Origin of the sequence: Thermosulfuriphilus ammonigenes (genome assembly GCF_011207455.1) — a bacterium.
In the GTDB taxonomy this organism is placed as follows: Bacteria; Desulfobacterota; Thermodesulfobacteria; order Thermodesulfobacteriales; family ST65; genus Thermosulfuriphilus; species Thermosulfuriphilus ammonigenes.
Genome location: NZ_CP048877.1, coordinates 1,771,626 through 1,797,277, shown reverse-complemented (window position 1 = coordinate 1,797,277; position 25,652 = coordinate 1,771,626). Strand labels below are relative to the sequence as shown.

The 25,652-nt window shown below is 45.3% G+C and carries 24 protein-coding genes and 1 pseudogene; 10 read left to right on the top strand and 15 right to left on the bottom strand.

What is annotated here, in order from left to right; genetic code table 11:
* Positions 1–15: 15 nt before the first annotated feature.
* Entirely contained in the window at positions 16–810 is a 795-nt protein-coding gene (locus tag G4V39_RS08765; RefSeq protein WP_166032575.1) for an ABC transporter permease, read from the bottom strand.
* A gap of 14 nt (positions 811–824) precedes the next feature.
* Positions 825–1,892, bottom strand: a complete 1,068-nt coding sequence (locus G4V39_RS08760) for a class I SAM-dependent methyltransferase (RefSeq protein ID WP_166032574.1) — start codon at positions 1,890–1,892, stop codon at positions 825–827.
* A 201-nt stretch (positions 1,893–2,093) separates the two neighbouring features.
* Between G4V39_RS08760 and G4V39_RS08755 the strand changes: the two are divergent.
* A pseudogene (locus G4V39_RS08755) lies at positions 2,094–2,528 on the top strand (transposase); the annotation flags it as partial.
* 205 nt (positions 2,529–2,733) lie between these two features.
* On the opposite strand, the gene G4V39_RS08750 reads toward G4V39_RS08755, so the two are convergent.
* The 9 genes from G4V39_RS08750 to G4V39_RS08710 all read right to left on the bottom strand — a co-directional run bounded on the left by G4V39_RS08750 (position 2,734) and on the right by G4V39_RS08710 (position 13,666).
* On the bottom strand, positions 2,734–4,419 hold the full coding sequence (locus G4V39_RS08750) for a glycosyltransferase family 4 protein (RefSeq protein ID WP_166032573.1): 1,686 nt from the start codon (positions 4,417–4,419) through the stop codon (positions 2,734–2,736).
* 10 nt (positions 4,420–4,429) lie between these two features.
* Positions 4,430–5,134 (bottom strand): acylneuraminate cytidylyltransferase family protein, encoded by a 705-nt coding sequence (locus tag G4V39_RS08745; RefSeq protein WP_166032572.1) that lies wholly within the window; start codon positions 5,132–5,134, stop codon positions 4,430–4,432.
* An 82-nt stretch (positions 5,135–5,216) separates the two neighbouring features.
* The gene (locus G4V39_RS08740; RefSeq protein ID WP_166032571.1) at positions 5,217–7,145 is read right to left on the bottom strand and encodes a transketolase C-terminal domain-containing protein; all 1,929 of its coding nucleotides are present in this window, start codon (positions 7,143–7,145) and stop codon (positions 5,217–5,219) included.
* A 24-nt stretch (positions 7,146–7,169) separates the two neighbouring features.
* Positions 7,170–8,660 carry an aldehyde dehydrogenase family protein gene (locus tag G4V39_RS08735; protein ID WP_166032570.1) on the bottom strand — a complete coding sequence of 497 codons (1,491 nt, stop codon included), beginning with the start codon at positions 8,658–8,660 and terminating at the stop codon, positions 7,170–7,172.
* A gap of 25 nt (positions 8,661–8,685) precedes the next feature.
* Complete coding sequence (locus G4V39_RS08730; RefSeq protein ID WP_166032569.1) at positions 8,686–9,525, bottom strand: SDR family oxidoreductase; 840 nt, start codon at positions 9,523–9,525, stop codon at positions 8,686–8,688.
* Between the two features lie 45 nt (positions 9,526–9,570).
* Positions 9,571–10,617, bottom strand: a complete 1,047-nt coding sequence (locus tag G4V39_RS08725; protein ID WP_166032568.1) for an N-acetylneuraminate synthase family protein — start codon at positions 10,615–10,617, stop codon at positions 9,571–9,573.
* A gap of 27 nt (positions 10,618–10,644) precedes the next feature.
* Complete coding sequence (locus G4V39_RS08720) at positions 10,645–11,511, bottom strand: M48 family metallopeptidase (protein ID WP_166032567.1); 867 nt, start codon at positions 11,509–11,511, stop codon at positions 10,645–10,647.
* Between the two features lie 129 nt (positions 11,512–11,640).
* Positions 11,641–12,297: a potassium channel family protein gene (locus G4V39_RS08715; protein ID WP_166032566.1), complete on the bottom strand. Its 657-nt coding sequence runs from the start codon at positions 12,295–12,297 to the stop codon at positions 11,641–11,643.
* A gap of 4 nt (positions 12,298–12,301) precedes the next feature.
* On the bottom strand, positions 12,302–13,666 hold the full coding sequence (locus G4V39_RS08710) for a TrkH family potassium uptake protein (protein WP_166032565.1): 1,365 nt from the start codon (positions 13,664–13,666) through the stop codon (positions 12,302–12,304).
* Between G4V39_RS08710 and G4V39_RS08705 the strand changes: the two genes are divergently transcribed.
* From G4V39_RS08705 to G4V39_RS08695, 3 genes are all read left to right on the top strand, one after another.
* On the top strand, positions 13,665–14,450 hold the full coding sequence (locus G4V39_RS08705; RefSeq protein WP_166032564.1) for an ABC transporter ATP-binding protein: 786 nt from the start codon (positions 13,665–13,667) through the stop codon (positions 14,448–14,450). The genes G4V39_RS08710 and G4V39_RS08705 overlap by 2 nt on opposite strands.
* On the top strand, positions 14,440–15,231 hold the full coding sequence (locus G4V39_RS08700; protein WP_166032563.1) for an ABC transporter permease: 792 nt from the start codon (positions 14,440–14,442) through the stop codon (positions 15,229–15,231). Before G4V39_RS08705 ends, G4V39_RS08700 begins: the two co-directional genes overlap by 11 nt.
* Positions 15,232–15,328: 97 nt before the next feature.
* Positions 15,329–15,688, top strand: a complete 360-nt coding sequence (locus G4V39_RS08695; RefSeq protein WP_166032562.1) for a PilZ domain-containing protein — start codon at positions 15,329–15,331, stop codon at positions 15,686–15,688.
* Here G4V39_RS08695 and G4V39_RS08690 read toward each other — a convergent pair.
* Positions 15,675–16,322 (bottom strand): response regulator, encoded by a 648-nt coding sequence (locus tag G4V39_RS08690; protein ID WP_166032561.1) that lies wholly within the window; start codon positions 16,320–16,322, stop codon positions 15,675–15,677. The two genes, G4V39_RS08695 and G4V39_RS08690, sit on opposite strands and share 14 nt — an antisense overlap.
* 70 nt (positions 16,323–16,392) lie before the next feature.
* Positions 16,393–16,959 carry an orotate phosphoribosyltransferase gene (gene pyrE, locus G4V39_RS08685; protein ID WP_166032560.1) on the bottom strand — a complete coding sequence of 189 codons (567 nt, stop codon included), beginning with the start codon at positions 16,957–16,959 and terminating at the stop codon, positions 16,393–16,395.
* A 71-nt stretch (positions 16,960–17,030) separates the two neighbouring features.
* Between pyrE and trpE the strand changes: the two genes are divergently transcribed.
* Genes trpE through argB form a run of 5 tightly spaced genes read left to right on the top strand, consistent with a single transcriptional unit; the run spans position 17,031 to position 22,175 of the window.
* Positions 17,031–18,512 (top strand): anthranilate synthase component I, encoded by a 1,482-nt coding sequence (gene trpE / locus G4V39_RS08680; protein ID WP_166032559.1) that lies wholly within the window; start codon positions 17,031–17,033, stop codon positions 18,510–18,512.
* A complete protein-coding gene (gene xerA, locus G4V39_RS08675; protein WP_166032558.1) occupies positions 18,513–19,412 on the top strand; it encodes a site-specific tyrosine recombinase/integron integrase in 900 nt (299 codons plus the stop codon). It abuts the gene before it with no gap.
* A complete protein-coding gene (gene hslV / locus G4V39_RS08670; protein ID WP_166032557.1) occupies positions 19,399–19,932 on the top strand; it encodes an ATP-dependent protease subunit HslV in 534 nt (177 codons plus the stop codon). The genes xerA and hslV overlap by 14 nt, the downstream gene beginning before the upstream one ends.
* Positions 19,929–21,275: an ATP-dependent protease ATPase subunit HslU gene (hslU, locus tag G4V39_RS08665; protein WP_166032556.1), complete on the top strand. Its 1,347-nt coding sequence runs from the start codon at positions 19,929–19,931 to the stop codon at positions 21,273–21,275. The genes hslV and hslU overlap by 4 nt, the downstream gene beginning before the upstream one ends.
* 9 nt (positions 21,276–21,284) lie before the next feature.
* Positions 21,285–22,175: an acetylglutamate kinase gene (gene argB / locus G4V39_RS08660; RefSeq protein ID WP_166032555.1), complete on the top strand. Its 891-nt coding sequence runs from the start codon at positions 21,285–21,287 to the stop codon at positions 22,173–22,175.
* Here argB and G4V39_RS08655 read toward each other — a convergent pair.
* Entirely contained in the window at positions 22,172–23,413 is a 1,242-nt protein-coding gene (locus G4V39_RS08655) for a cation diffusion facilitator family transporter (protein WP_166032554.1), read from the bottom strand. The genes argB and G4V39_RS08655 overlap by 4 nt on opposite strands.
* A gap of 42 nt (positions 23,414–23,455) precedes the next feature.
* Between G4V39_RS08655 and G4V39_RS08650 the strand changes: the two genes are divergently transcribed.
* Positions 23,456–24,256 (top strand): 50S ribosomal protein L11 methyltransferase, encoded by an 801-nt coding sequence (locus G4V39_RS08650; protein WP_166032553.1) that lies wholly within the window; start codon positions 23,456–23,458, stop codon positions 24,254–24,256.
* On the opposite strand, the gene G4V39_RS08645 is transcribed toward G4V39_RS08650, so the two are convergent.
* A complete protein-coding gene (locus G4V39_RS08645) occupies positions 24,253–25,608 on the bottom strand; it encodes a sigma-54-dependent transcriptional regulator (RefSeq protein ID WP_166032552.1) in 1,356 nt (451 codons plus the stop codon). The genes G4V39_RS08650 and G4V39_RS08645 overlap by 4 nt on opposite strands.
* Positions 25,609–25,652: the final 44 nt, after the last annotated feature.

Below are 25,652 nucleotides of genomic sequence, written 5' to 3'. Positions count from 1 at the left end.
TTACCGAAATATACTCTAAACAATCTGTTCAACCACCACAGGCATGGCTTTTTTGTAAAATCTCACACTGAAAAGAAAAAATACAAAGAACAACATACACGATAAGAAAAACATCCAGTCTGAACTACTGAGTCCGCTAATAAGCCATGCCCGGGGTACATTGATCAAAAAAGTGACCGGATTCCATCTGTTTATAATATTTAGCAACCCTGTCTCGGGTGTTACGTATACAATAGGAACGCTCCATAAAAGAAGACCAGCAAGAGTAGGTAAACTGTATCTGAGATCAAGATATACCAATGTTATCGGAGCAATAAAAATACCTATTGACAATCCACAGAGTATAAGTGGAATTAGTGCCAATACACCTAAAAAAGCAGTCCAAGGAGGAGAAACATTAAATATTATTAATACTATAAACGTTAAACTTATATAAATGAGCAGATTGAATAGCACATAAAAGCATCCGGCGACAACAATAGCCCAATACTTAAAAGGCACCCTTTTTAAAATGCTCCTTGTTCTTCTCATCATCCACTGAGGAAAAACAATGGAATCCCAGAAAACCTGCCATAACATAAGCCCTACAAAAGAAAAAACTGCATAGTTCACGTTAAGAGGATTGTTCCTGTCCAAATCAAACTGGTTACCTACAATAATAATTGGTAGAGCAGCCAACAAAGGTTTTATAAAGGCCCAAATATATCCGAAATAAGTCTGTCTGAATCTGTATCTGAAGTCTCTGAGGAATAAAAACCATCCTAGTTTTACAGTATTGAATATCTCTCTTTTTATCTGGTAAATTTGCATAATTTCATCCAGATCTAATTTTTGATAATAAGTATAGCAGCCACACCTTCAATATCCTCTTCGTCATTATATGTTCCATTAACTGGAGGGGCTGCTGTTGCTTCATACCAAAAGCCATTGTAATAAAAATATTTCTCTTTAAATTCACAGCCACTGCATATTTCAATAATATGCTCTATGTCACTACGACCAAAAATTCGATACCAGCCAAAATTCATTGGCTTACCATAAGGAAAGGTGAATAAAAGACGTCCACCTCTTTTAAGAACACGAAACATCTCCCTGACTGCATTCAGATACGAATTCGGATTATTTTCCTTCTGCCCTCCGTACCTTGTATTATCCATTCCTATATGTTCCAGGGTTGAAATACAGATAATCCTATCAAACACCTCATCCTTGAAATCCATGTCTCTTAAATCACCGAATATATATGAGACTCTATCATCAAGAGGCATGACCTCCTCTTTTTGTGCACTTTGTGTAAAATGAACTATATATGCTTCAGGCCTGCCTATGTAATCTCTGATGTATTTCGCATTCAATGCTGCTCCTGCATCAAGGACTTTTCCTGGCTGAGAAAAACTGCCAACCTCTATGGCAAGTGGAACTTCTATTACTCTCTCATCCATTCCCTCCCCGAAACGGTATTTTGTATCAAGTAGTTTCTCCCAGGAGATCAGGCCACTCTCTATAGCTATAAGAAGCTCTTTCTCTTTTATAACTTTAAGATGGTTGCTTAAAGCCTTTCTGAAATTTTTATCTTCTATCTTCCGGATATTTCTTTTTAAAATGGAGGGCATCTTCCGGAGATCTCTTATATAGGTATTGACTATCTCTCTTTCAAGTTCTTCCAGATGATCAAATTTGTGTTCTATCTTTGTTGTAATTTGCCTTAGCTTTTTAGAAAGGAAATCTTTAGATTCCTGTATGATTTTATATTTCTGATAGGGGTCATTAAATAAACTCAGTTCATGCTCAAACTTTTTGATTTTTGATAAAATCAATTTATGTACCTTTCTGATAGCTCTCTCAAGAACCTCTTCATTTATTTCAGAGGGTTTTTCTTTTGATTCGCTCATATATTAACCTCGATCCTCATTTTGTTGTAGCTATAGTCCACTATCAAGGTCTATGGCACTTCAATATCTCTATCTCAGGTAGTTGCCTCATTGAGAGTGTTCTGTTAGTCCCAAGTTTTATAAAGCCTTATATCTTTATCTTTCATTGACTGAGCTTCGTTTAAAAAGATTCAATATATTGTTACCAAGCCCACCATAGGTAAAGTGGTCTATGGCTACAAAGATCATATTGCCATTGATCCCAAAAGTGATTTTGTGTCCGAGTTTGTCTGTACGCCAGCCAACGTCCATGACTCTCAGGTCCTCGATGAGCTGCTTGAGGGAGACGAGAAGACCATCTTTGCAGACAAAGCCTATGACAACATTAGGCAAAAGTACCGTGAGGAGGGCAAATTTTGTGGCATATTGGCCAAAGCCTGTCGGGGTCCGCCCCTCTCTGGTAGGCAAAAGAAACGGAACCGGATCTTTTCGCGCATAAGAGCTACGGTGGAACGGGTATTCAGTATCTTCTCTTTGCATCTTCAGAGGGCAAGGTATGTAAGGCTTATGATCAACGAGATTCATTTGTTTCTTACGTATTTTATCTACAATTTGCTGAATCTGACCTGGAAAATGAGGAGAAGAGGAAGTTTTTAAGAGAAGCAGATATATATTGGCAATATTCTGTCTAAAAATAAAAGATAAGGAGGATGGAGAATAAAAATACCAGAAAAAAAACGAAAATAAAGAAAATTTAGATCTGCAGTATAGAGATTTACAGACACAAATAACTAACAGAAGAGCAGAATATAATTGGATAAGATTAATCACCATAATTTTTCAAAACTCTCTATTATTTACTTCAAGTTAAAAATTCAGCAGGATAAATAAAATCAGAGCCTTTTAATATTCCATCACAAATAATATCAAGCCCTATAGTTTTGCCAGGTAATAAGTCTTTTAAACTCTCAAGTTGTATCCTGTATGGGGGATTACCTCCAGTGGGTTTCATGAACTCCAGAGGAATCATTCTCCGAAAGAAAAAATGATAAGCATATTTTTTAGCTTTAAGTATATCTTCAGAGGACATTCTTTTATTTAATGGTAGTCTGTCAAGAAGTTCATAATATGATTTTGAATTATCAACTTCCATAGCAAATCCTTTATTACGAATCCAGGCCTCACCAGCGACAATAACGGGAATACCCATTGCGGCAAGCTCTATACCAGTTTTAGTGTTATAAATAATTACGGTATCACATTGAAGCATAAGTACATAAGTACTGATTCGACTTTCAGGGGGAATTATAAAAATATTTTGGGGTAAAGTCGGATATCTTTTTTTAATTTCATCCATTATTTTCTGCCTTGATGGCAAAGTACCTCGTATTTCAGCAGGATGAATTCTAATTATTAATTGAAGATCAGGACGCTTCTTAAAATATTGAATAGTTTGTAAAACCCAATCAAGCATACTAGGAAAAGCAGTAGATGGATAATGCAATCTCGCATCCCACATTACACTTGTTAGCATTCCTATACAAGGTTTTGAAAAATCAATATTTATTTCTTTTTCTATTTTTTCTAAATCAAAACTGGGTTTTTCATGAAACCATATCCAATCTTGACTTCCTTTCCAACGGCTTTTTAAATACGTCATTAATTTTATATCTAAAACGTCATTCCATTGAATGTTTATCCAATTATCGAGAGATTCAGTAATCATTGTATGATGATATGTGTCATAATGACTAAAAATAAAAGTATTTTTTCTATAACCAGGATTCCAGTTAACAACTGGAACTTTTTTTTGACGACAAACTTCTCCTATAAGACCTTGAGGAACATATATTCCGTGATGAAAAACGGAAGATATATAGTTTTCTTTATCAAGAAAACGTCGCATTACATAAGCCGTAATCAAAGAAGCTTTAAAATAACGTCTCAACACATGTTCAGCATACGGTTCATCATCTAAATCACCACGAGCATAAAACCTCAAAGCTCCTGCCATAGCATGTTCACCAATTGCAATTCCATCTAAAAAATAGTCGCCAATATCTTCAAAAGATATTAATGAAGAAAGAGAATCTAGTTCATGCAATTCACTTTGGGACAAAAAATCACTATATCTATAGACTTTAACACCAAGTGAAGTAAATAGTCTATAAGCTGGCAAAAAACAATCATTACAAAGAAGACCTTGAGGACCATATTTTAGAAATTTTTTCTCATTAGAGTACCACCCTATCCAGCATTCAAAACAGGCTGGCAATATACCATCACATAAGAGAACATGAACCTCAACACCTCTCAAAGTTAGAGCTACAGCTAAAAGACTTTCTAAAGTAGTACCTGATAAATATGCCCCAACACTTGTTGGAAGTAAAACATTGGGTCCCTTAGTAGCAGTTTTTAAGGATTTTTCCCAAAGAAGTTCATCTTTTTTTAATAAATACTTCCAGGAGGGTTGATATTTTTTTAAGCGATATCGACGGACTAAAAGTCTTAATATGCGACTCTTTTTCGCAAGATCTTTAAAAAACATATCACAGGATTTATAGATTAAATTCCCTTAAAATAATTTCAGCAAGCTTAAAATCAAGAGGGGTGTTAATATCAATGGATTCAATATCATCCATTATAAACGGAACCACAAGATCTCCTATAGGTGTCTTTTTATTCTTTATAGTAGACGGCTTAGTAATATATATACTTGCATTTTGAATATAAATTTTTGGCAAAAGATGATAGGCAAGAGTATGCATGTTTGAATCTTGTTCTTTAACAAAAGGCTTAAGATACTCTCCCTCAATTAACCACATTTTATAAGGATGCTCAGAACAAAGCCTAACAGATCTTAAAGAGTCCGCCTCCGGGTGCTGTAACATCTTTTCAATTGCTTTATCAATTGACTCGGTCTTCCTTAAAGGTGAAGTAGGATAAAGCAAAACGATTAAATCTGGTTCATAGTTTTCATACTTTGAAAACCAATTTAATGCATGCTCAAAAAACTCCATTTCCGTAGAATCACTACGGGCAATATCAGCAGGTCTCAAAAAAGGCACCTCGGCCCCATATTTTTCAGCCACTAATGCTATTTCCTTTGAATCAGTTGAAACAACGATTCTATTAATATATTTAGATTTTTTAGCTGCTTCAATTGTATAAGCAATTAATGGTTTACCATGTAACAATTTAATATTCTTTTTGGGAATTCTTTTTGATCCTCCGCGAGCCGGGATAAATCCCAATATCTTCATGCCAAAATTCTCCTTATAAAAGGAACAAACCGTCTTGCAATAAGATATATTCTTTATGCAAACAAGAACAATCGGATTGATATTATTTAAAAATCTTTGTTTTTATAAAACTAGCCAAACTTTCAGCATCAAGTCTATGATATTTTAACACCTCAACAGGAGTACCACACTCGGGAAATTCATTAATTGCAAGTTTATAAAGTCTTTTTCCTCTAAGATTATCAGATTCCATCAAAACATTAAGAAAAAAATCCCCTAATCCTCCATATATTGAATGATTATCAAGAACAAAAATGGACTCAAAATTAGTCAAGATATTTTCAAACCAGGTTTTATCTATCCGATTTATCCAAGGCATATTTACCACCTTCAGTGAAATATTTTCTTTCTCTAAAATCTCAGATGCCTTCAAGGCTTCATTCAGCATAACAGGACCATAGCTAAAAATAATTACATCTTCACCATCCTTTAAAACAGTACCTTTCCCAAAGGAAAATTCATAATTATCTGGGAATAGAATAGTACGAGGAGAGGGCGATATCACTAGCCTCATCATACAAAGTTCTCTAGATTCATCAACACACCATTGAAGTGCTTTCTTGGTTTCTATTGCATTGCAAGGTTCTACTATGATACAATTAGGCAATGCACCAAAAAGAGAAATATCCCTTAGACTTTGATGAGATTTACCAGGTCCAGCTGGTATCAGACCGGCATAATGACATACATAAATTATCTTTGTATTTTCCGTCGCATTTGTGTAAATCTGCTCATTAGCTCTAGAAGCAAGAAAAACACCAAAAGAGTTCACTATAGGCAAATATCCTTGGAGGGCCAATCCACCTGCCATAGAGACCATATCCTGCTCGGCTATTCCATTTTCAATAAATCTGTCAGGAAAGGTGTTTTCAAAGGGACGTAATCCACAATCAGCGGACAGGTCAGCATCAAGAACAATAATATCCTTTCTCCTTTTACCTATCTCAACCAGTGCCTCTCCATAGGCATTCACAACCTTTTCTGCTACATCTTTAAGCCTGACTCTGCCCTTCTGCCTTGTCTCAACTAGTTCAAGTTTTACAGGTTCAAGGCTGACATCCCGGAGATGACCGTTTATCTTATCAATCAATTCGGCAAATCCGGCTTCGTACGAATCATCATCAGGTGCACCGGCATGCCACCTATACAGGCCATTACCCTGCTCTAGAGCTGTGGGTCCTTCCATAAAGGAGACACCCTTTCCTTTAATAGTGTCGGCTATTAGTACTTTCGGCCTATCCGTTATCTCTTTGAGTTCTGAGAAGGCATCTTCCAAATCCCTGAAATCGTGACCATCGCATCTTTTGACATACCAGCCAAAAACTTCGAACTTCTTTTCCAGATCACCAAGATCGATTATCTCTTTTAGAGGTTTATCCGTTTGAATTTTGTTAAAATCCACAATCACATTAACATTGGTAATCTTTTGATGAACAGTAGTCTGTAAGGCCTCCCATATCTGACCTTCTTGAAGTTCTCCATCTCCAGTCATTACAAAAATTCTACCTTTAAGGCCTTTCATCTTTTTAGCCAAAGCCATTCCCTTGGCCTTAGATATACCCATTCCAAGAGAACCAGAATTAGCCTCTATACCAGGAATTCTAATATCTGGATGACCATCTAAACCCCCAAGTCGTCTCAAGTTAAGAAGTTTATCATAATTTATGATTCCAGCTGCGAATAAAACAGAATACTGTCCTGGACAATCATGTCCCTTTGATGAAAAATATATATCTCGATTAGGATTACTAATACCTAATTCCAAAACATTCATTTCTTTAAAATAAAGAAAAACTAATATATCTAAAGCGCTAAAACTAGACCCAAGATGGCCAGATCCAGCTTTTTTAACAGCAGAAAAAGCATTTAACCTACAAATGTCACTTAATATTTGAAGTTTTTTATATTCATCAATATTTGAATGTCTAATTCTTACAATCTCTTCATAAGGAACAAAACGAATTTCCAGCATTAAGACCCCCCAAAGGACTAAATTTTAGTCTTTAGAGACAAATTGCACATTTTGAATTTTAGCACTATAATCAACATAAATCGTCTTTAATTCAGAATAAGTTTCTATTGCAGCCCATCCTACCTCTCGATATCCTTGACCTGACTTCTTCACACCACCAAAGGGCATGTGGGGCTCGGAACCAAAAGTTGGAGCGTTAACATAACATACACCTGCTTCAGCATCATCAAAAAAACTAAAAGCTTTATTAACATCTCTCGTAAAAAGAGAGGCAGAAAGGCCATACTGAGAAAAATTATGAATTTTTATAGCCTCATCATATGAAGAGACCTTAAAAACAATCAAAACGGGACCAAAAATCTCTTCTTGAGCAATTTCCATATCAGGAGTTACTTGATCTATAATAGTTGGTTGAATATAATAACCCCTATCATAAAGGCCGCCTCTTAACTGAGAACCACCAAAAAGTATCCTACATCCTTGTTGTTTTGCTTTATCAATAAAGGCCAAAATCCTGTCCAATTGTTTTTTGTTTATCAGAGGGGTTACATCAGAAGATTCATCATCTGCAGGACCAATCTTTAAGTTAGAAACTCTAGATAACATTTTTTCTATAAAAACATCATAAACATTTTTGTGAATAATTACTCTACTTGTTGCTGTACACCTTTGACCAGAAACAGAAAAAGCTCCGCAAATAACTCCATCTACAGCAAGATCTAGATCCGCATCATCCATAACTATAACCGCATTTTTACCTCCCAATTCCAAAGATACTTTAGCATGTCTTTTCGCACAGTTCGAAGCCACAAGACTTCCAGTAACACTAGAACCTGTAAAAGATATCATAGAGATACCAGGATGTTTAGTCATTGATTCGCCGACATCTAACCCAAAACCATGAACAAGATTTAATACACCTTTAGGTAAACCAGCCTGTTCTAAAATTTTTACAAAATGGACTGGAGTCTCAGGAGAGTTTTCATCAGATTTTAAGACAACCGTATTTCCACATATAAGAGCTGGAAAAACCCTCCAAGCTGTTAAAGCTAAAGGAAAATTAAAGGGTAAAATAATCCCAACAACTCCTATAGGGAAACGTTTTGTCATTGCGAAACGTTTTCGTAATCCCGAATGAGTAGTCTTACCATACATCCTTCTCCCTTCACCAGCCATAAAATTTGCCATATCTATAGCAGATTGAACCTCCCCCAAACAAGCTGAAAATGTTTTTCCGTTTTCTTTTAAAATAACATTTGCAAGTTGCTCTTTATTAGCTATTAACAAACGCGCAGCCTCAAATAATATTTCTGCTCTTTCTGGAGGAGGAGTATCTTTCCAGTCTCTAAATGCCTTTTGAGCTGCAGAAACAGCCATATCCACATCTTGCTTATTAGAACGGGGAAACAATCCTAAAATCTCATTAATATTAGAAGGATTAATATTTTCAAATGTCTCTCCCGAAACTGCAGGAATCCAATTACCACCAATATAATTGTAAAACAGTTTTGCCATAACCATCCTCCACTATTAGTGTTATTTACCAGGCACTATATCCACCATCTATAACTAAAGCAGAACCAGTCATATAAGAAGAAGCATCAGAAGCTAAAAACAAAATTGCCCCATTGTATTCATATTGCCATGCCATTCTACCAAGAGGGACTTTATTGCTATAGTTTTTAATGAAGATTTCATCTTGATTATTAAACACTCCACCTAGAATTAAAGCATTAACCCTTACATTTTTTGAAGCCCAGTAAGTAGCAAGATATTTGGTTAACCCCAAAACACCCGCTTTACTAACACTATAAGCAACGGGTTTAAAAAAAGGTTTTTCTATAGATCTATAGGCATAAATTCTTTGATCAGGAGACAAAACTCCATAGATAGATGAAATATTAATAATACTTCCCCCACATTTACTAGCCATATACCCACCCAAAATCTGACAACAGATAAACATACCTTTAAGGTTAACATCCATCATAATTTGCCAAGATCTTTCAGGATAAGTCTCAAAAGGACCAGTCTCTTGATCTGTAGCATTAGGGGGAGCATCAATCGCTGCATTATTAATAAGAATATTAAGCGTTCCAAAATGGGATAAAACTTCTTCAAGACCCCGTTGAACAGATTTTTTATCTGTTATATCTACCTCTAAAGTCAGCAATCTCTTTGAATTTATTTTGCTTAAAATAGATTTGGGATTATCTAAATTAACATCAAAAGCCGCAACACATGCACCAGCACTTAAAAGAGTTCGAACATATTCTCCACCAAGTTGACCAGCAGCACCAGTTACTATTGCCACCCTATTATTTAAACCAAAAAGTTCTACCAAAAAAGAAGATGGATCAGAAACTATAGAATCAGACATTTCATTAACTTCCCCTCTTTTTATTTATCAGTTATAAAAAAGCAATCATTCTAATAAATCTAGCGAGATAGGAGATTCTTCTTCAAGATCAACCTTTAACGTTTTACCCAAAATTTTTTCTATTAAATAAGGAGGAGTACCGTTAGCTGGTGTCTTAAAAACAACATCATCCCAGGTAAGAACTTTACCTGCAGGCAACTTCTTAGAAGAATAAATTCCTTTACCCATTTTTTTTCTAGCTTCCCACTCAAAATCGTAAATAATCTTCTTACCATCTCCTAAAGCCAAATCAACTCGTCGCAAATCTCTAACCTGTTTCCGTAAACCTTCTGGCTCTAAAGAAAACTTATGATCCGTACCCTTCCAAGCACGATTTAAAGTAAAGTGTTTCTCTACTACTGTAGCTCCTAACATATAAGCAATTACGGCAGCTAAAATACCATTATCATGACCAGAATAACCTATAATAGCCTCCGGAAATTCTTTCTTTAAAGTTTCAATAAACTTTAAATTCAAGTGTTCATATTCTGTAGGATATCCAGCCACACAGTGCAACAAACAAATTTGATCATTATACTTCAAAACTGCTTCATAAGCCATTCTTATTTCTTCTAAAGTAGCAGCACCCGTAGATATAAACATGGGTTTTTTTAACTTAGCTATATAAGTTAAAAGAGGGATGTTTGTCAGATCACCAGAGGCCACTTTATAACTAGTTATCCCTAAGTCTTCAAGGAAATCTACACTTTTAAAATCAAAAGCTGTAGCCATAAATTCTACACCATTTTCCTCTGCAGCTTTTTTTAAAATTTTATATTCTTCTAAACCAAATTCTAGAAACTCTCTGTGTTCACCATAGGTTGATCCATAACTATTTTCATTGTCGTAGGGCTTGTTATAGAATTCTTTAGTAAAGAGCGACTTGTTATCTCGTTTTTGAAATTTTACAGCTTGGACTCCACAACGCGCAGCTACTTCAATCATTTCTAAAGCTATATCTAAATTACCCTGATGGTTATGTCCAATCTCAGCAATGACATAGCAAGGGCCTTCTGAAGAAATCTGACTACGTCCAAAAGTTATAGTTTTCATATCTCACCTCTTTTAATTTTATTTTTTCTAACTTACAAACATTTTCGAACCATGTCCTCCTCCCAAAGAGGAAAATGTCGTTTCTGGAAGCCGTAAGGCCCTGTAAAGCTGCAGGGCCCGTGGGAGGAGTTCCCCAAGATGCCTTAGGCGCACCTCATCCGGAGGATGGGTAGCTAAAAATGGGGGTGGCTGAGGGCGCCTTTTATCCAACTCCAGCATCTTTTCCCAGAATCTTAGTGCCTCTCGCGGATCATAGCCGGCCCGGGCCATAAGGAAAAGACCTATCTCATCGGCCTCAAGCTCTTGCTTGCGACTATATGGAAGAATAAGCCCCAGGTTTGTCCCTATACCATAGGCGGTATAAAAGAGCCGTCTAGTAAGAGGATCCTTAAGGTTAAGGAAAGAGGAAAGAGCTTTTTCGCCCATGTCAGCCAAAAGAACCAGGCTCAGACGCTCAGCTCCATGGCGAGCAATAGCATGGGCCACCTCATGTCCTATCACTGTAGCCAGACCGGCCTCATTTTCTGTCACCGAGAGGAGTCCCGTATAAACAAAGACCTTTCCCCCGGGGAGACAGAAGGCGTTTATGGTTTTGGGGGCTTCGATGACCTTAAACTCCCAGGCAAAATCATCCCGACCGGTAGCCTCAGCAATACGCCACCCAACCCTCTGAATTAAGGCATTTATTTGAGGATCCTGAGAAATTTTGGCTTCTTTTAGGATATTCTCATAGGCTTCGAGACCAAGAGCCTGCTCTGTCTGGGAATCAATGAGGATAAGCTGCTGGCGTCCGGTAACCGGAGCTGTCGCACAGGCGGCGAAGAAAAAGAGGCAGAAGGCCGGGAGAAGGACTCTCTGCGGGGCTTTAAAGAGAGAAATTAAGGGATCCTCCATACCTCACCAAATATTGACCCGACCTCTTTATTGTCTTTAAGTGGATGGCCTACTCTCGAGCGCTTGTCAAGCATAAAATAACATCTCCAGAGGATGTTAGAGAAAAACTTCTCACCAGATGAAATCCCTCTATTTCTCCGAGAGGGCCTCTACATCGACATGGCGACCCATAACGTAGAGAACTTCGTCCCGATCGATAACATGCTCGGCCCGAGGCATAAGGGCTATTTTATCAGAAAATTTATTGCGAACACCAATAACATAGACGTGGTAACGGCGGCGCAAGTCAAGTTCAGCCAGAGAATGACCAACAAATGATGGGGGCGGCTCAATTTCGGCCACACAGAAATCCGGCATCATAGGCAAAAAATCAACAATATTAGGCATGATGAGGCTCTGGGCTACCCGCCGGGCCGAATCTCGCTCCGGAATAATCACCCGGTCAGCCCCCACCAAGGAGAGAACTTTGGCGTGGTCTTCATCGTTAGCCTTGGCCAGGACTCTTCTCACCCCTAGCTCCTTTAGATAAAGGGTGATGAGAACGCTTTGGGTGAGATTGCCCACAGCCACAATAACCTGCTCCATTTCTGCCAGGGCAAGTCCTTCGAGAACTTCTCTTTTGCTGGCATCTCCAACTACAGCCTCACCCACGTAAGGACTTATGGCCTCTACCAGGGCCTCATCTTTTTCTATACAGAGGACATGTTGTTTGTGTTCGGCCAGGTTGCGTGCCAAATAAAAACCGAACTTCCCCAGACCAATAACAGCAAAGCGCCGTTTCTCCATAGAATCACCCCACCATCAGGTTCTCCTGGGCATAATAATAGGGCCGTGGTCGGGTGGTCACTCGGGCAAGCACAGAAAGAACAGAAAGAAGACCAACTCGACCAAGAAACATAACCAGACAAACAAGGAGCTTACCGGCCAGCCCTAGATGAGGGGTCAATCCCACCGAAAGCCCCACGGTACCTAGAGCAGATATGGTCTCGAAAAGATAGGCTAAGAACTGACTCCGGGCCTGCGAGAAGGGAACATTTGGGCCGATAAGCATCAGAGCCAAATGGGCTGTTAAGGCCACCACTACCATAATGACAAAGAGAGCTACGGCCCGCTGAACCGTACTTTCAGGAATAGAGCGCTTAAAAACCACCGTCCGGGTAAAACCCCGCAGTCGGCTGATAGCCGTAAACCAAAGGAGGGCCACAGTAGTCGTTTTAAGACCACCGCCAGTCGAGCCTGGACAGGCCCCGATAAACATAAGAAGAAGGAGAAGATAGAGAGTGTCCTCGGTAAAGCTGGCTATATCAACGGTGTTGAAGCCGGCCGTCCGAGCACTGACACTATGGAAAAAGGCCACCAAGGCCCTGTTTGCCACCGGAAGACTGCCCAAAGTGGTAGAGGACTCAAAGTAAAAAACCCCTGCCGCCCCTAGAACAATCAGAAAAAGATGAGTCATTACCGTAAGACGGAAGTGCACCGAAAAGGGCCCTCTTTGGCGCCGGAGAAGGCGATCAACTAGCTCATAGATCACCGCAAAGCCGGTATTACCTAAAAGAATAGTTAGCATAATTACGATATTTATAGCCCAGTCATCCCGATAAGGAACAAGCCCCTCAGGAAGGGTAGAGAAGCCAGCATTGCAGAAGGCGGATACGGCATGAAAGATTCCGTGAGAGAAGGCCTGTCCTGCCGGGAACTCTCTTAAAAAGAGAATTCCTAAAAGCAGGGCGGAGGCGGTCTCCGCAATCATAGTAAAGACCAAAACAACACCAATCAAATAACGAATATCAGGAACCCTTCTATGAAGAAAACTCTCCTGAATAACCACTCGATCCGTGAGGCGTACAGGGCGGCCGAGCGTATAGGCCAGGAGAACAGAGAAAGTCATTACGCCGAGACCGCCGATCTGCATAAGGATCAGGATGATAGCCTTCCCAAAGGAGGTAAAGGTCTGGGCGGTGTTGACTACAGTGAGTCCCGTAACACAAAGGGCCGATGTGGCTGTAAAGAGGCTGTCCACTAAAGAAAGAGGGCCCTGATGGCTAAAAGGCAGGTAAAGAAGACCGGTCCCCAGAGCATCCATCAGACCAAAGCCAATAAGGACTAAGGCCGCCGGCTGGCCACGGAGCCTTTTACTGATAAGATAGACTTCCATGTCCGGCAAGGATAACTCCAGAAGGCCCGACGACCAAACGAAAAAGGCCCATCAAGCCATTCTTCGGGTAAGAGGATTAACCAAGGCTTTCGGAGAAAAAGAGGCCCTTAAAGGGGTGAGTTTTGATCTCTTAACCGGAGAGATTCTGGGTATCCTGGGGCCCAATGGGGCTGGCAAGACCACTCTCATCCACTGCCTTCTAGGACTTATCGCGCCAACCTCAGGAAAGATAGAGGTCTTTGGGCTCGAATTCTCCCGCCATCGCATAAAAATCCTAGAAAGGATGAACTTTGCCTCAAATTACGTCTCCCTGCCTCTGTCTCTGACCCTTTGGGAAAATCTGATGGTCTACGCCCTGATCTACCGCGTTCCTCAGCCTGGGAAACGGTGCCATGAGATGCTTAAACTCTTTGATCTGGAAGGGCTAGCTACCTCTCCGGCCAGAAAGCTTTCTTCTGGCCAGATGATGCGCCTTTGCCTGGCTAAAGCCCTGATTAACGACCCCGAGATCCTGCTCCTGGATGAACCTACCGCCGGACTTGATCCAGAAATGGCTCGAAAAACCAGAAAACTCCTCAAGAGGTTGCGTCAGGAGCGAGGTCTTTCGGTGATCTACACCTCGCACAACCTCCAAGAGATGGAGGAAATCTCTGATCGCGTAGCCCTCATCCGCGAGGGCAGGCTTTTGGCCTTAGGATCAGCAGAAGAGATAAGGTCTCGCTTTGCGGCCCAAAATCTGGAAGAGGCCTTTTTCAGGGCCCTGGAAGAGAAAAATGTCTCCTAGACGGATAGCCGCGGTGGTCTTAAGACAGCTCTTTCTCTATCGGCGGAGTCTCACTCGTCTGCTAGAAGTCTTTTATTGGCCTACGGTGGATCTTCTCCTCTGGGGTTTCGTAACCCTCTACTTAGAAAAAAGCGCCTCGGGGCTGCCTCAGTTTGTTTCTTATTTTTTAGGGGCCCTTATCCTTTGGAATATCCTCTATCGAGCCCAGCAGGGCATCGCTGTTTCCTTTCTGGAGGATATCTGGGCCCGCAACCTTACAAACCTTTTCGTCTCACCCCTTAAGTTTTCCGAGTATATAGCCGGGCTTCTGGTTATCAGCATAACTAAGACCATCCTGGCCTTTGGGGCCATGTCTCTCCTGGCCGGGGTCATTTATTCATTCAATATATTCCGGCTGGGCCTGGCCCTTTTGCCTTTGGTGCTCAACTTAGTGGCTGTGGGTTGGAGTATAGGATTTACCACCATGGGATTCATTCTCTGGTTCGGACAAGAGGCCGAGATATTAGCCTGGGCCTTGGCCTTTATCTTTTTACCTCTTTCAGCGGTCTTTTATCCGGTAGATGTCTTACCTCCCCTGATTCAACCCTTGGCCCGTCTGACTCCCTCAGCCCACGCCTTTGAGGGCATGCGAATGGTAATCAATCAGGGCCTGTTTCCCTGGGAAGAGATCCTTTGGGCCTCGGGGCTTAATCTTATCTATCTTGGAGCCAGTTTGCTCTTCTTACATATGGTTTATAACCGAAGTCAAACCCGCGGAAGCCTTCCCAAGATTGGCGAATAATTCCCCTTTAAAGCCCTGTCCTCTTAAGGTCGATTACTAAAAAAGACAACCAATAGACCTTTTTGTTGACAATTCAGGGGGACTTGGAGGTTCTTAAATGAAAAAAGATAGAGAGTCTCGATGGAAGGACCAGCGTCAACACGAAAGAGTGCCTGTTCTTCAGCAGGTGACTTATACCGACGGGCATCGGATCTACACTGAATTCATCAAAGATATCAGCCTTGGAGGCATTAAGGTCGAATCCAGCCATCCCATGAAGGTGGGCAGTGTGGTCACGGTAACTATAGACACCAACCCCCCTCTTAAGCTTAAGGGCCGGGTAATGTGGTGCCGCCAAGGCGAAGATGGTTACGAGGCCGGCATTCAGTTTGCCGAACTCTCTCCCAAGCAACAACTGGCCTTAAAGACCGTAGTTCAAACCCTCATCTGGGATAAGGTTGGCATTATGAACGGATAAGGCCGTAGTTAATAGCCACCCGCACGAGGTCAGTCTGCCGTCGGAGCCCCAGTTTCTTCATGACGCTTTGGCGGTGGTGTTCTACCGTGCGGGAGCTTATATTTAACCGCTCCCCTATCTCCCGGCTGGTAAGCCCCTGGGCCACCAGTTTAAGGACTTCAAGCTCCCGTGGAGTAAGGTTAGGCAGGTTAGGTGGACGGGCCGGAATACCCTCGGCGGCTTTAACGGCCTTAAAAAGACCGGGAGACAGATATAGCTCTCCTTGAAAGGCCGTCTCTATGGCTCTTACCACTTCTTCTGGCTCGGAGAGTTTAGATAGATAACCTCTGGCCCCCAAAGTCAGGGCCCGGCCAACATAGGTTTCTGTGACATACATGGAGAGAACTATGGTCTTGACCTTAATGCCTTCATCTTTTAGGCGGCTAAGAACAGCAAAGCCATCTTGATCGGGGAGTTCAAGATCCAGGATAAGGACATCGGGACTCTTTTCTCGGCACAGGGCAATGGCCGACTTTCCATCTGAGGCCTCGCCAACCACCTGGATGTGAGGATAGTCTTCCAGGATTTTACTTAGCCCTTTGCGAAAAAGTGGATAGTCGTCGGCCAGGACCACTCGGACCTGCTGTTCAGACATAGTCTTCTCCACCTAAAAGACGACCGTTGTTGGAACCCTACATATCTAAAATATTTAACCTAGTAAAGATTTATTTCTGCGCTAGCTCCATGAGTTCTGAACGGGTAAACAGAACCTTCACCCGGGAAACCTCAGCCTGAATCCGGGAAAGTCCGTCTTCCTCTTCTCGATCCACTAAAACAAGTACGGCCTCAGGGATCAGACCAGCCTCCCGAGCCCGAGAGATGGCCAAAAGGGTAGAGCCCCCGGTGGTGACTACGTCTTCCACAATGACCACCCGATCGCCGGTAGAAATATTGCCCTCGATGAAACGTTGGGTCCCGTGTCCTTTAGGTTCCTTGCGCACTGAAAAGTGGTAGAGCCTTCGACCGTAACGATAAGCGGTATGCATGATGGCGCAGGCAATTGGATCTGCTCCAAAGGTCATCCCTCCTACCCCCGCCACCGGCAGGTCAGCGATAGCCTGATAGGCCAGCTCCCCTACCAGAGATGCCCCCTCTGGATCCAGAGTGATACGTTTGAGATCAAAATAAAAGGGGCTCTCCTTACCAGAAGAAAGCCGGAAATAGGGAGGGGCTTGTCGCCAAATGAAAGCCCGCTTAGAAATCATCTGGGCCAGACGTTGTCTTAAAACCATATAGAAGACCTCCTTGACAACTCTTATCGAGCATATATTCTGCCGACAATCAAGAGAGGCAGGCGTTCATTATGGACTACTACACCCCAAATAAAGAGACTTTTATCCAACTGGCCAAGGAGTTCAATTATATCCCTGTTTGGCGAGAAGTCTTGGTAGACTTTGAAACTCCCATCTCCCTCTTTCACAAACTGGCCACTGGTCCTTATGCCTTCTTGCTTGAGAGTCTGGAAGGCGGGGAGAAATGGGGTCGTTACAGCTTCATCGGCCTGGCCCCGGCCCTTATCTTTCGCAGCCGGGGAGACATGGTCTCCATCCTCGACCTTAACGGTGAAAGACGTCTCAAAGGACTCAATCCTCTCAAATCCTTAAGGGATCTTTTCTCCGAAATTCGAGCGGCAAACTTTCCGGAGTTGCCCCGATTCTTTGGTGGAGCGGTGGGTTTTCTGGGCTATGATATGGTCCGCTTTATGGAAAGGCTCCCCGAAGAAGTTCCCGAAAGGATGGGTTTCTGGGAGAGTCATTTCATGTTTCCGAGTATCCTCCTGGTCTATGATAATCTCCGTCACAGTCTCTTTGTAATATATGGAGCTAGAGTGGATTCCCCGGAACAGGCCGAGGCCGTATATGAAAAGGCCCTTTGTGAGATCGAAGCCACGGTGAAACGACTGGCTGCTCCCTTGATCTACCCTCCGCGGCGAAGCCAGGGCGATCAAACCTCCCTCTCTCCGGAGATCCCTCAAAGACGCTTTGAAGAAATGGTTGAGCGGGCCAAAGAATATATCCGGGCAGGAGACATCATTCAGGTTGTGCTTTCCCAGCGCTTCTCCGGACAAAGCCATCTGCCCCCCTTTGATCTTTACCGGGCCTTAAGAAAGATAAACCCTTCGCCTTATCTCTTTTTTCTCCGCCTAGGGGATGAAACCCTCATTGGCTCCTCTCCAGAGATCCTCGTCCGATTGGAGGGGAAGAGAATCGAGGTTCGACCCATTGCCGGAACCAGGCCTCGAGGCCGCAGTCGCGAAGAAGACGAACGACTGGCCGCTGATCTACTGGCTGATCCCAAAGAGCGGGCCGAACATCTTATGCTGGTGGACCTTGGCCGCAACGATGTCGGACGGGTGGCCAAATTCGGGTCTGTTCGGGTCTATGAGCTTATGGTCATCGAACGTTACTCCCACGTGATGCACTTAGTCTCCGGGGTGGAGGGAGAACTGGCCGAGGATTATGATATGTTTGACGTCCTGGCGGCCTGTTTTCCGGCAGGGACGGTCACTGGAGCCCCCAAGATCAGGGCCATGGAGATCATCGAAGAGCTGGAAGGCAGCCGCCGTGGCCCATATGCCGGAGCGGTGGGCTACTTTGGCTTCTCTGGCAACATGGATTTCTGTATCACCATCCGCACCCTTTTCCAAAAGGCCGATCAGCTTTATCTTCAGACCGGTGCCGGGATTGTGGCCGACTCAGTTCCAGAGCGAGAATACCAGGAGACCCTCAACAAGGGCCAAGGGATGCTCAAAGCTGTAGAACTAGCCCAAGCGGGACTGCTCTGAATGCGCCAGGCCTTAAAAACCTTTCTTGAATATTTGGCTACCGAAAAAAATGCCTCCCCAGAGACCATCAGGGCCTATCGTAAAGATCTTCAGCTCCTGGGAGAGGCCTTAGGTTGGCCTGAGCTTAAGACCATCTCCACCCGGGACATTAAGGCCTTTTTGGCCCGCCAGCTCATGGATCACAGCCGGGCGACGATCATGCGTCGGGTAGCGGCTATAAGGGTCTTTTTCTCCTTTTTAAGAAAGAGGGGCTTTCTTTCCCATGATCCCGCCCGGAGTCTTAAACCCCCAAAACAGCGCCGTCCACTTCCAGGCTACCTCACGGTCGATGAGGTCTTCTGTCTGCTTGAGGTCTCCCGGAGACGGCGTAAAGGGCTTGAAGTGCGTGATCGGGCCATCCTCGAGGTTCTCTACGGCACAGGGCTAAGGGTATCTGAGGTGGCCGGGCTCAATCTTGACGATATCTCCTTTGAGCCCGGTCTGGTGCGAGTCTTCGGTAAGGGGCGGAAGGAAAGATTGGTCCCCCTGGGAGAGGCCGCCTGCCAGGCTATCAAGGACTGGCTTCCCTTACGGGAGCGTCTTCTTAAGGATCCGGCCGAAAGGGCCCTTTTTGTAAACAACCGAGGAAGACGCCTTACTGCCCGGAGCATCCACCGGTTGGTAAGGGATAGGGGCCGGGTTGCCGGATTGGCCCGCCCCCTTCATCCGCACCTTTTGCGCCATTCTTACGCCACCCATCTTCTGGAGGGGGGAGCTGACCTGCGGGCCATCCAGGAGATGCTTGGCCATGCCAGTCTTGCCACCACCCAGCGCTATACCCATCTTGACCTTAGCCACTTGATGGCCATATATGATGATGCCCATCCCCGGGCGAGAAAGGAGAAAGATGGAAAAGACTAGAGGAACCACGGTAATTGCTGTCCGTAAAGGCGGGCGCACAGTTTTGGCTGCCGACGGTCAGGTAAGCCTGGGCAATACTATTATTAAGCATCGGGCTCGGAAGGTCCGCCGTCTCTACCATGACCAGGTTTTGGTGGGGTTTGCCGGCAGCACCGCCGATGCCCTGACGCTCTTTGAAAAATTAGAAGCCAAACTGGAACAGTATGCCGGCAACCTGGTCCGAGCGGCAGTGGAGCTGGCTAAAGATTGGCGGACGGATCGGGTTCTGAGACGCCTTGAGGCCTTTCTTATCGCCGCCGATCGAGATCACCTTCTGCTTTTGTCCGGAGCAGGAGATATTATCGAACCTGACGAAGAAGTTATTGCCATCGGCTCCGGTGGTCCGTACGCTCTGGCGGCGGCAAAGGCCCTTCTTAAACATACCGACCTTTCGGCCCGAGAGATCGCTGAAACAGCCCTAAATATCGCCGCCAGTATCTGCATCTACACCAATCGGGAAATGATCCTGGAGGAGCTATGAAATCTCTTGAAGAAAAGCCCCCCCTTACTCCCCAGCAGATTGTAAAAGAGCTGGATAAGTTTATCATCGGCCAGGACGAGGCCAAACGGGCTGTGGCTGTAGCCCTACGCAACCGCTGGCGTCGTCAGCAGGTTCCTCCGCCTTTAAGGGATGAGATTGCCCCTAAAAACATTATCATGATCGGCCCCACCGGAGTGGGCAAAACAGAAATTGCCCGTCGCCTGGCCCGCCTGGCCCAGTCACCCTTTCTCAAAGTGGAGGCCACCAAGTTCACCGAGGTGGGTTATGTTGGCCGGGATGTGGAATCCATGATCAGAGATCTCACCCATCTGGCGGTGGAAATGGTTAAGGCCGAGGAACAGAGCCGGGTTCGAGAAAAGGCCCGCCAGTTGGCCGAAGAAAGGCTCCTTGATCTTCTCGTGCCACCCCGAAGACCATCCTCTTTAGAAGGCCCTGCCGAAGGTAGCGAAACCAGAGAGCGATTTCGGAAGATGCTCCGCGAAGGCCGTCTTGATGACCGCTACGTGGAGCTTGAAGTCAGCCAACGCGCTGCTCCCATGGTGGAGGTCTTTGCTGCCGCCGGTCTGGAGGATATCGAGCAGCAGCTGCGAGACATGATGGGCAACCTCTTTCCCAAGCGGCCCAAGAGACGCCGGGTGCGTATCCCTGAGGCCCTGGAAATCCTCACCGAAGAGGAGGCTTCCAAGCTCATCGACATGGAAAAGGTCGTTCAAATGGCCATTCGGCGAGTAGAACAGAGCGGCATTATCTTTATCGACGAGATCGACAAGATTGCCAGCGGTGGCAGTGGTCAGGGACCGGATGTCTCACGTGAAGGGGTTCAGCGAGATCTATTACCCATTGTTGAAGGGACAACGGTAAACACCAAATACGGGCTGGTTCGGACTGATCATATCCTCTTTATCGCCAGCGGAGCCTTTCACGTGGCCAAACCCTCAGATCTTATTCCCGAACTTCAGGGACGATTCCCCATCCGGGTGGAGCTCAAGCCTCTCACCCAGGAAGATTTTGTCCGCATTCTCACCGAACCGGAGAATGCTCTCATCAAACAGTACAAGGCCCTGCTGGCCACCGAATCCGTGGAGATAGATTTTACCCCGGAGGCCATCGCCGAGATCGCCCGACTGGCCTACGAAGTCAATCAGCGCACCGAGAACATCGGGGCTCGGAGGCTTCATACCATGCTGGAAAAACTCCTGGAGGAGATCTCCTTTACTGCTCCAGACATTGCCCCAACCCGAGTGCCCATCACCGCCGAGTATGTCCGGCAAAAGTTGGCTGATATCGTAAAAGATGAAGATCTCTCTCGCTTTATCCTCTAGGAGGCTTCTATGAAAGGCCAAGGTAGCGCCAAGGAAAGGGCGGCCATCCTCATTGAGGCCCTACCGTATATTCGGGCCTTCTTCGGCAAGACCATCGTTATCAAGTACGGCGGTCACGCCATGGTGGATCCTGCCTTAAAGGAGGCCTTTGCCCAGGATGTGGTCCTTATGAAGTATGTGGGAATAAATCCGATCATCGTCCATGGCGGAGGGCCTCAGATAAGTCGAGTCATGGAACGGATGGGTATCCGGCCGGTCTTTGTCGAAGGCCAACGGGTCACAGATGAAGAGACCATGAGTGTGGTGGAGATGGTCCTGGTTGGTACGGTAAACAAGGACATTGTCGGGCTTATAAACCGCCATGGAGGCCGAGCTGTAGGACTTTCGGGCCGGGATGGCGACCTTATTCAGGCCGAAAAGATGAAGATCTATCGCTACAGCGGCCAGGATCGTCCGCCAGAGATCATCGATATCGGCCGGGTGGGAAAGGTAAGCCGGGTGAATCCCCAGGTGCTCCAGAGTCTGGAAGAGGGGGGTTTTATCCCCGTAATTGCCCCGGTGGGTGTAGGGCCCGAAGGAGTGGCTTACAACATCAATGCTGACTTGGTCGCCGGGGCCGTAGCCGGAGAACTCTTGGCCGAAAAGGTTATCTACCTTACCGATGTTGCGGGAGTCTGTGACGAAACCGGCCGTCTGATCCCCAGCCTGAGCCTCCAGGAAGTCGAAGATCTGCTTCAGGCTGGAGTAGCCAAAGGGGGGATGATCCCCAAGCTTAAAAGTGCTCGCAAGGCCCTCACTCGAGGGGTAAAAAAGGCTCACATCATCGATGGCCGGGTGCCACACGCCCTTATCCTGGAAATCTTTACCGATCAGGGAGTGGGAACAGAGATAATTCCCTAACAAGGAAGGGCCTTCTTGAGGTCTGAAAGATCAAAATCTGGCCGAAAAAGGGGCTCAATGCCCAGGGCCTTAAGGGCATATAGCCATCCCGAAGGGGAGGGAGGTGCTTTTACCAGAAGGCGGTTAACCCCCAAGGAGGCTAAAAACTCTGCTGTTTTTATCCCTCGCTGCTTCTCTTTAGCTGCGTGAGGATTGACCACCAGTCTTTTTTCCTTAATTCTTCCCCCATTTCTGCAATCTATCCGCAGGACAAGGAAGGCCGGAGCACAGCCAAAATGGGGCAATATCTCCTTGCCCTCTTTGTCCACGGCAATGGCTAAGACTATCTCCTCCCGAGGCCGGGGTTCAAAATGAATAATTACTCGATCTATATCAGGAAAGTGATGATAAATGCGCTCTTCAATCTCGGTAACCAGCTCATGGGCCTCTTCAAGCCCCTGACAGTCAAGGACTATCTCGGCCTCAATAAGCTTGAAGCGTCCGGAACGACGACCTATAAGGCTCTTTATAGACACAACCTGGGGAAAGGCCCTGATGATGGAGACAACCTCTGAGATGGTCTTTGGATCCACCGAGGCCTCAAGGAGAACCTTGATGGAATCAATAAGGATTCCCCATCCCAGATGAAGGATTAACAAGGCTACAAAAAGGGCCGCCAGTTTGTCGGTAAACTTAAATGGAGTCAGGGTTCCCAGGAGCCCCAAAAGGATTACCCCAGAGGATAAAAGCTCACTAAAGGTGTGTTTGGCGTCGGCCTCAAGGGAGGGGCTACCTGTGGCCCGGGCCAAGCGATACTCATAGCGTGAAAAGAAAAAGGTCACCATGGCCATAATAACCACCCCAACCACGGCCAAAGGCAGGTGTTCGAGACGGTTGGGGGTATGAATCTTAAGACTTTCCTTGACGATCTCATAGGCCGCATAGAAGATAAAAAAGGCGGCTAGCAGGGCGGCTAAATTCTCCACCTTGTATAAGCCATAGGGGAAGTAACGGCTACGGCGATTAGCCAGCCGGATGCCGGCCCAAATAGTCAAAGAACAGACCACATCTGCCAGCGAATGAAGGGCATCAGCAGTAAGGGCCAGACTCCCGGTGAGTTTCCCCAGAGAATACTTGGCCAGGGCTAAAAGGAGATTGATAGAGGCGGAAACAAGGGCCAAGCGGGCCATGATCCGACTGGCGGCCTGATACTCCAGACGGGAGCCAAATACTTTTTCAGAAGCGGAAATGCCAGACAAGGTTCACCCCAGAACGGAACACTGGAAGTATTTTACCGAAAAATGACTGAAGATGATCTCTTTTTTGGCGAATTTTCCCCCTCTGAACCAATAGAAGGGCTTTTAATAACTCTAGCACCCCCGGAGCCGGCCCGCAGGGTGTTAGCTCAGCTTCCGGCACCGCGTTGGCAAAGAGAATATCAGGGGGAAATAAGATGTCTTTTTCCCTTTAAGGAGGGAATTTTGCTCTCCCTCTCTCGAGCCCTCAAGGAGGCAGAAGATCTCCAGGTCGAAACCAGGCTGGTCAACCCTCCCCTTAAGCCTTGCTTTAAATTAGCCGGCCTTAAGGTGGCCTTTAGGGCCAGCATTCCGGCAGATATATACCTTGACCCCGGCCCGGCTTTTGGTAGCGGGCATCATCCGAGCACCACCTTGGCCGCCGAGGCCCTAAAAGCTCTGGCCCCGCTTGAAGGCCGAAGTCTCCTTGATGTGGGTACAGGCACAGGGATCCTGGCCCTGATAGGGGCCAGGCTGGGGGCCTCGCCGGTAGTGGCCCTAGAGCCAGACAAAGAAGCCTTGCTCAGGGCTTACAAGAATTTCCAGAAGAATAATCTTCCTCCCCTAACCATAGCTGGCTATCTTCCGGCCGTAAAAGGAGGCTTTGATATTGTGGTGGCCAACCTCGTTCCGGCGGTTCTGACCACCGCCGCCACGGAACTAAAGGAACGTACAAAGGGGGTTTTGATCATTTCTGGCTTTCGTCAGGAGAAGATGACTGAGATGATCGGCCTATTTGAACCCTTTAAGCCCAAGTGGAGGCAATCCCTCAATGGTTGGGGTTGCTTAATACTTACCCCCTCTTAATCGAGCTCCATGCTCTTCATCTTGCGCCAGAGGGTAGTTCGGGAGATGCCAAGGATCTTGGCCGCCTCCTTCTGATTAAAACCGGTAAGATGAAGGATACTGCTGATATATTGTCGCTCGTATTCCTTAAGGGGGAGAAGCTGAGTGCTGTGGTGGCTTTTTTCAATAAGGCGGAGATCAGGAGGCAAGTCCTCTACCTCGAGCATCTTTTTATCAGAAAGGGCCACGGCCTGCTCGATAATGTTTTCAAGTTCTCGAACGTTACCCGGGAAAGAATAATTGAGCAAAGCCTTCATAAAGGCCGGCGAGACCTTCTGAACATCCTTTCGAAACTTCTTGTTGTAACGGTCAAGGAAGTAAAGAACCAGGGCTGGAATATCCTCCCGCCTTTTCCTCAAGGGAGGTACCTTTATGTTAACCACGTTAAATCGGAAATAGAGATCCTCTCGAAAGCGCCCCTTTTCAACCATCTTGCGCAGGTCCTTATTGGTGGCGGCGATGATACGAATATCCACCTCTACCGGTCGGGTACCTCCCAGGCGGTAGAATTGTCGCTCCTGGATGACCCGAAGCAGCTTTACCTGAAGCGAAAGGGGGCACTCTCCCACCTCATCTAAAAAGAGAGTCCCACCATTGGCCGCCTCTAGAAGACCGATCTTGGTGCTGATGGCCCCGGTGAAGGCCTCCTTTTCATGACCAAAGAGATCATTAGCCGCCAGGTCCTCGGCCAAGGCCCCACAGTTAAAGGCCACAAAGGGATTCTCCTTGCGGGGGCTTAAACGATGAATGGCCCGGGCAATAAGCTCTTTGCCCGTGCCTGACTCCCCCTCAATAAGAACGTTACAATCCAGCGGAGCCACCTTAAGGATGGTTTCAAAAACCTGCCGCATGGCTGGAGTATCACCAATGATGCCAGCAAAACGCTTGCGGCGCCGCAGATTAAGTCGCTCTTCACAGGTCTCAAGCCCGGAAGATTCTCGAAGAGCTTTCTCTATAAGCTCCTTGAGTTGTGGCAGGTGAAAGGGCTTAGGTAAGTAGTAATAGGCCCCTTTTTTAGTGGCCTCCACAGCCCCAGAAATGGAGGCATAACCGGTGATAAGGATTATAGGCAGAGCAGCACAGACGTTTTTAATCTCCTCAAGGAGGAGCATCCCGTCAATATCCTTGAGCTTGATGTCAGAGATGACCAGATGACAGAGATTATCCTCGATATATTTAAGGCCCTTCACCCCCTCGGTGAAGGTCTCCACCTCATAGCCCCAGCCAGACAGAGCCGTCTTTAAACGACGACAGGTCATAGCGTCGTCGTCAATTACCACTATCCGGACAGAAGTCTCCTTCTTCTCGACCATGGCCTGGTGACAGTTTTGTTCCTTTTTGGACAATGTTTTTTACA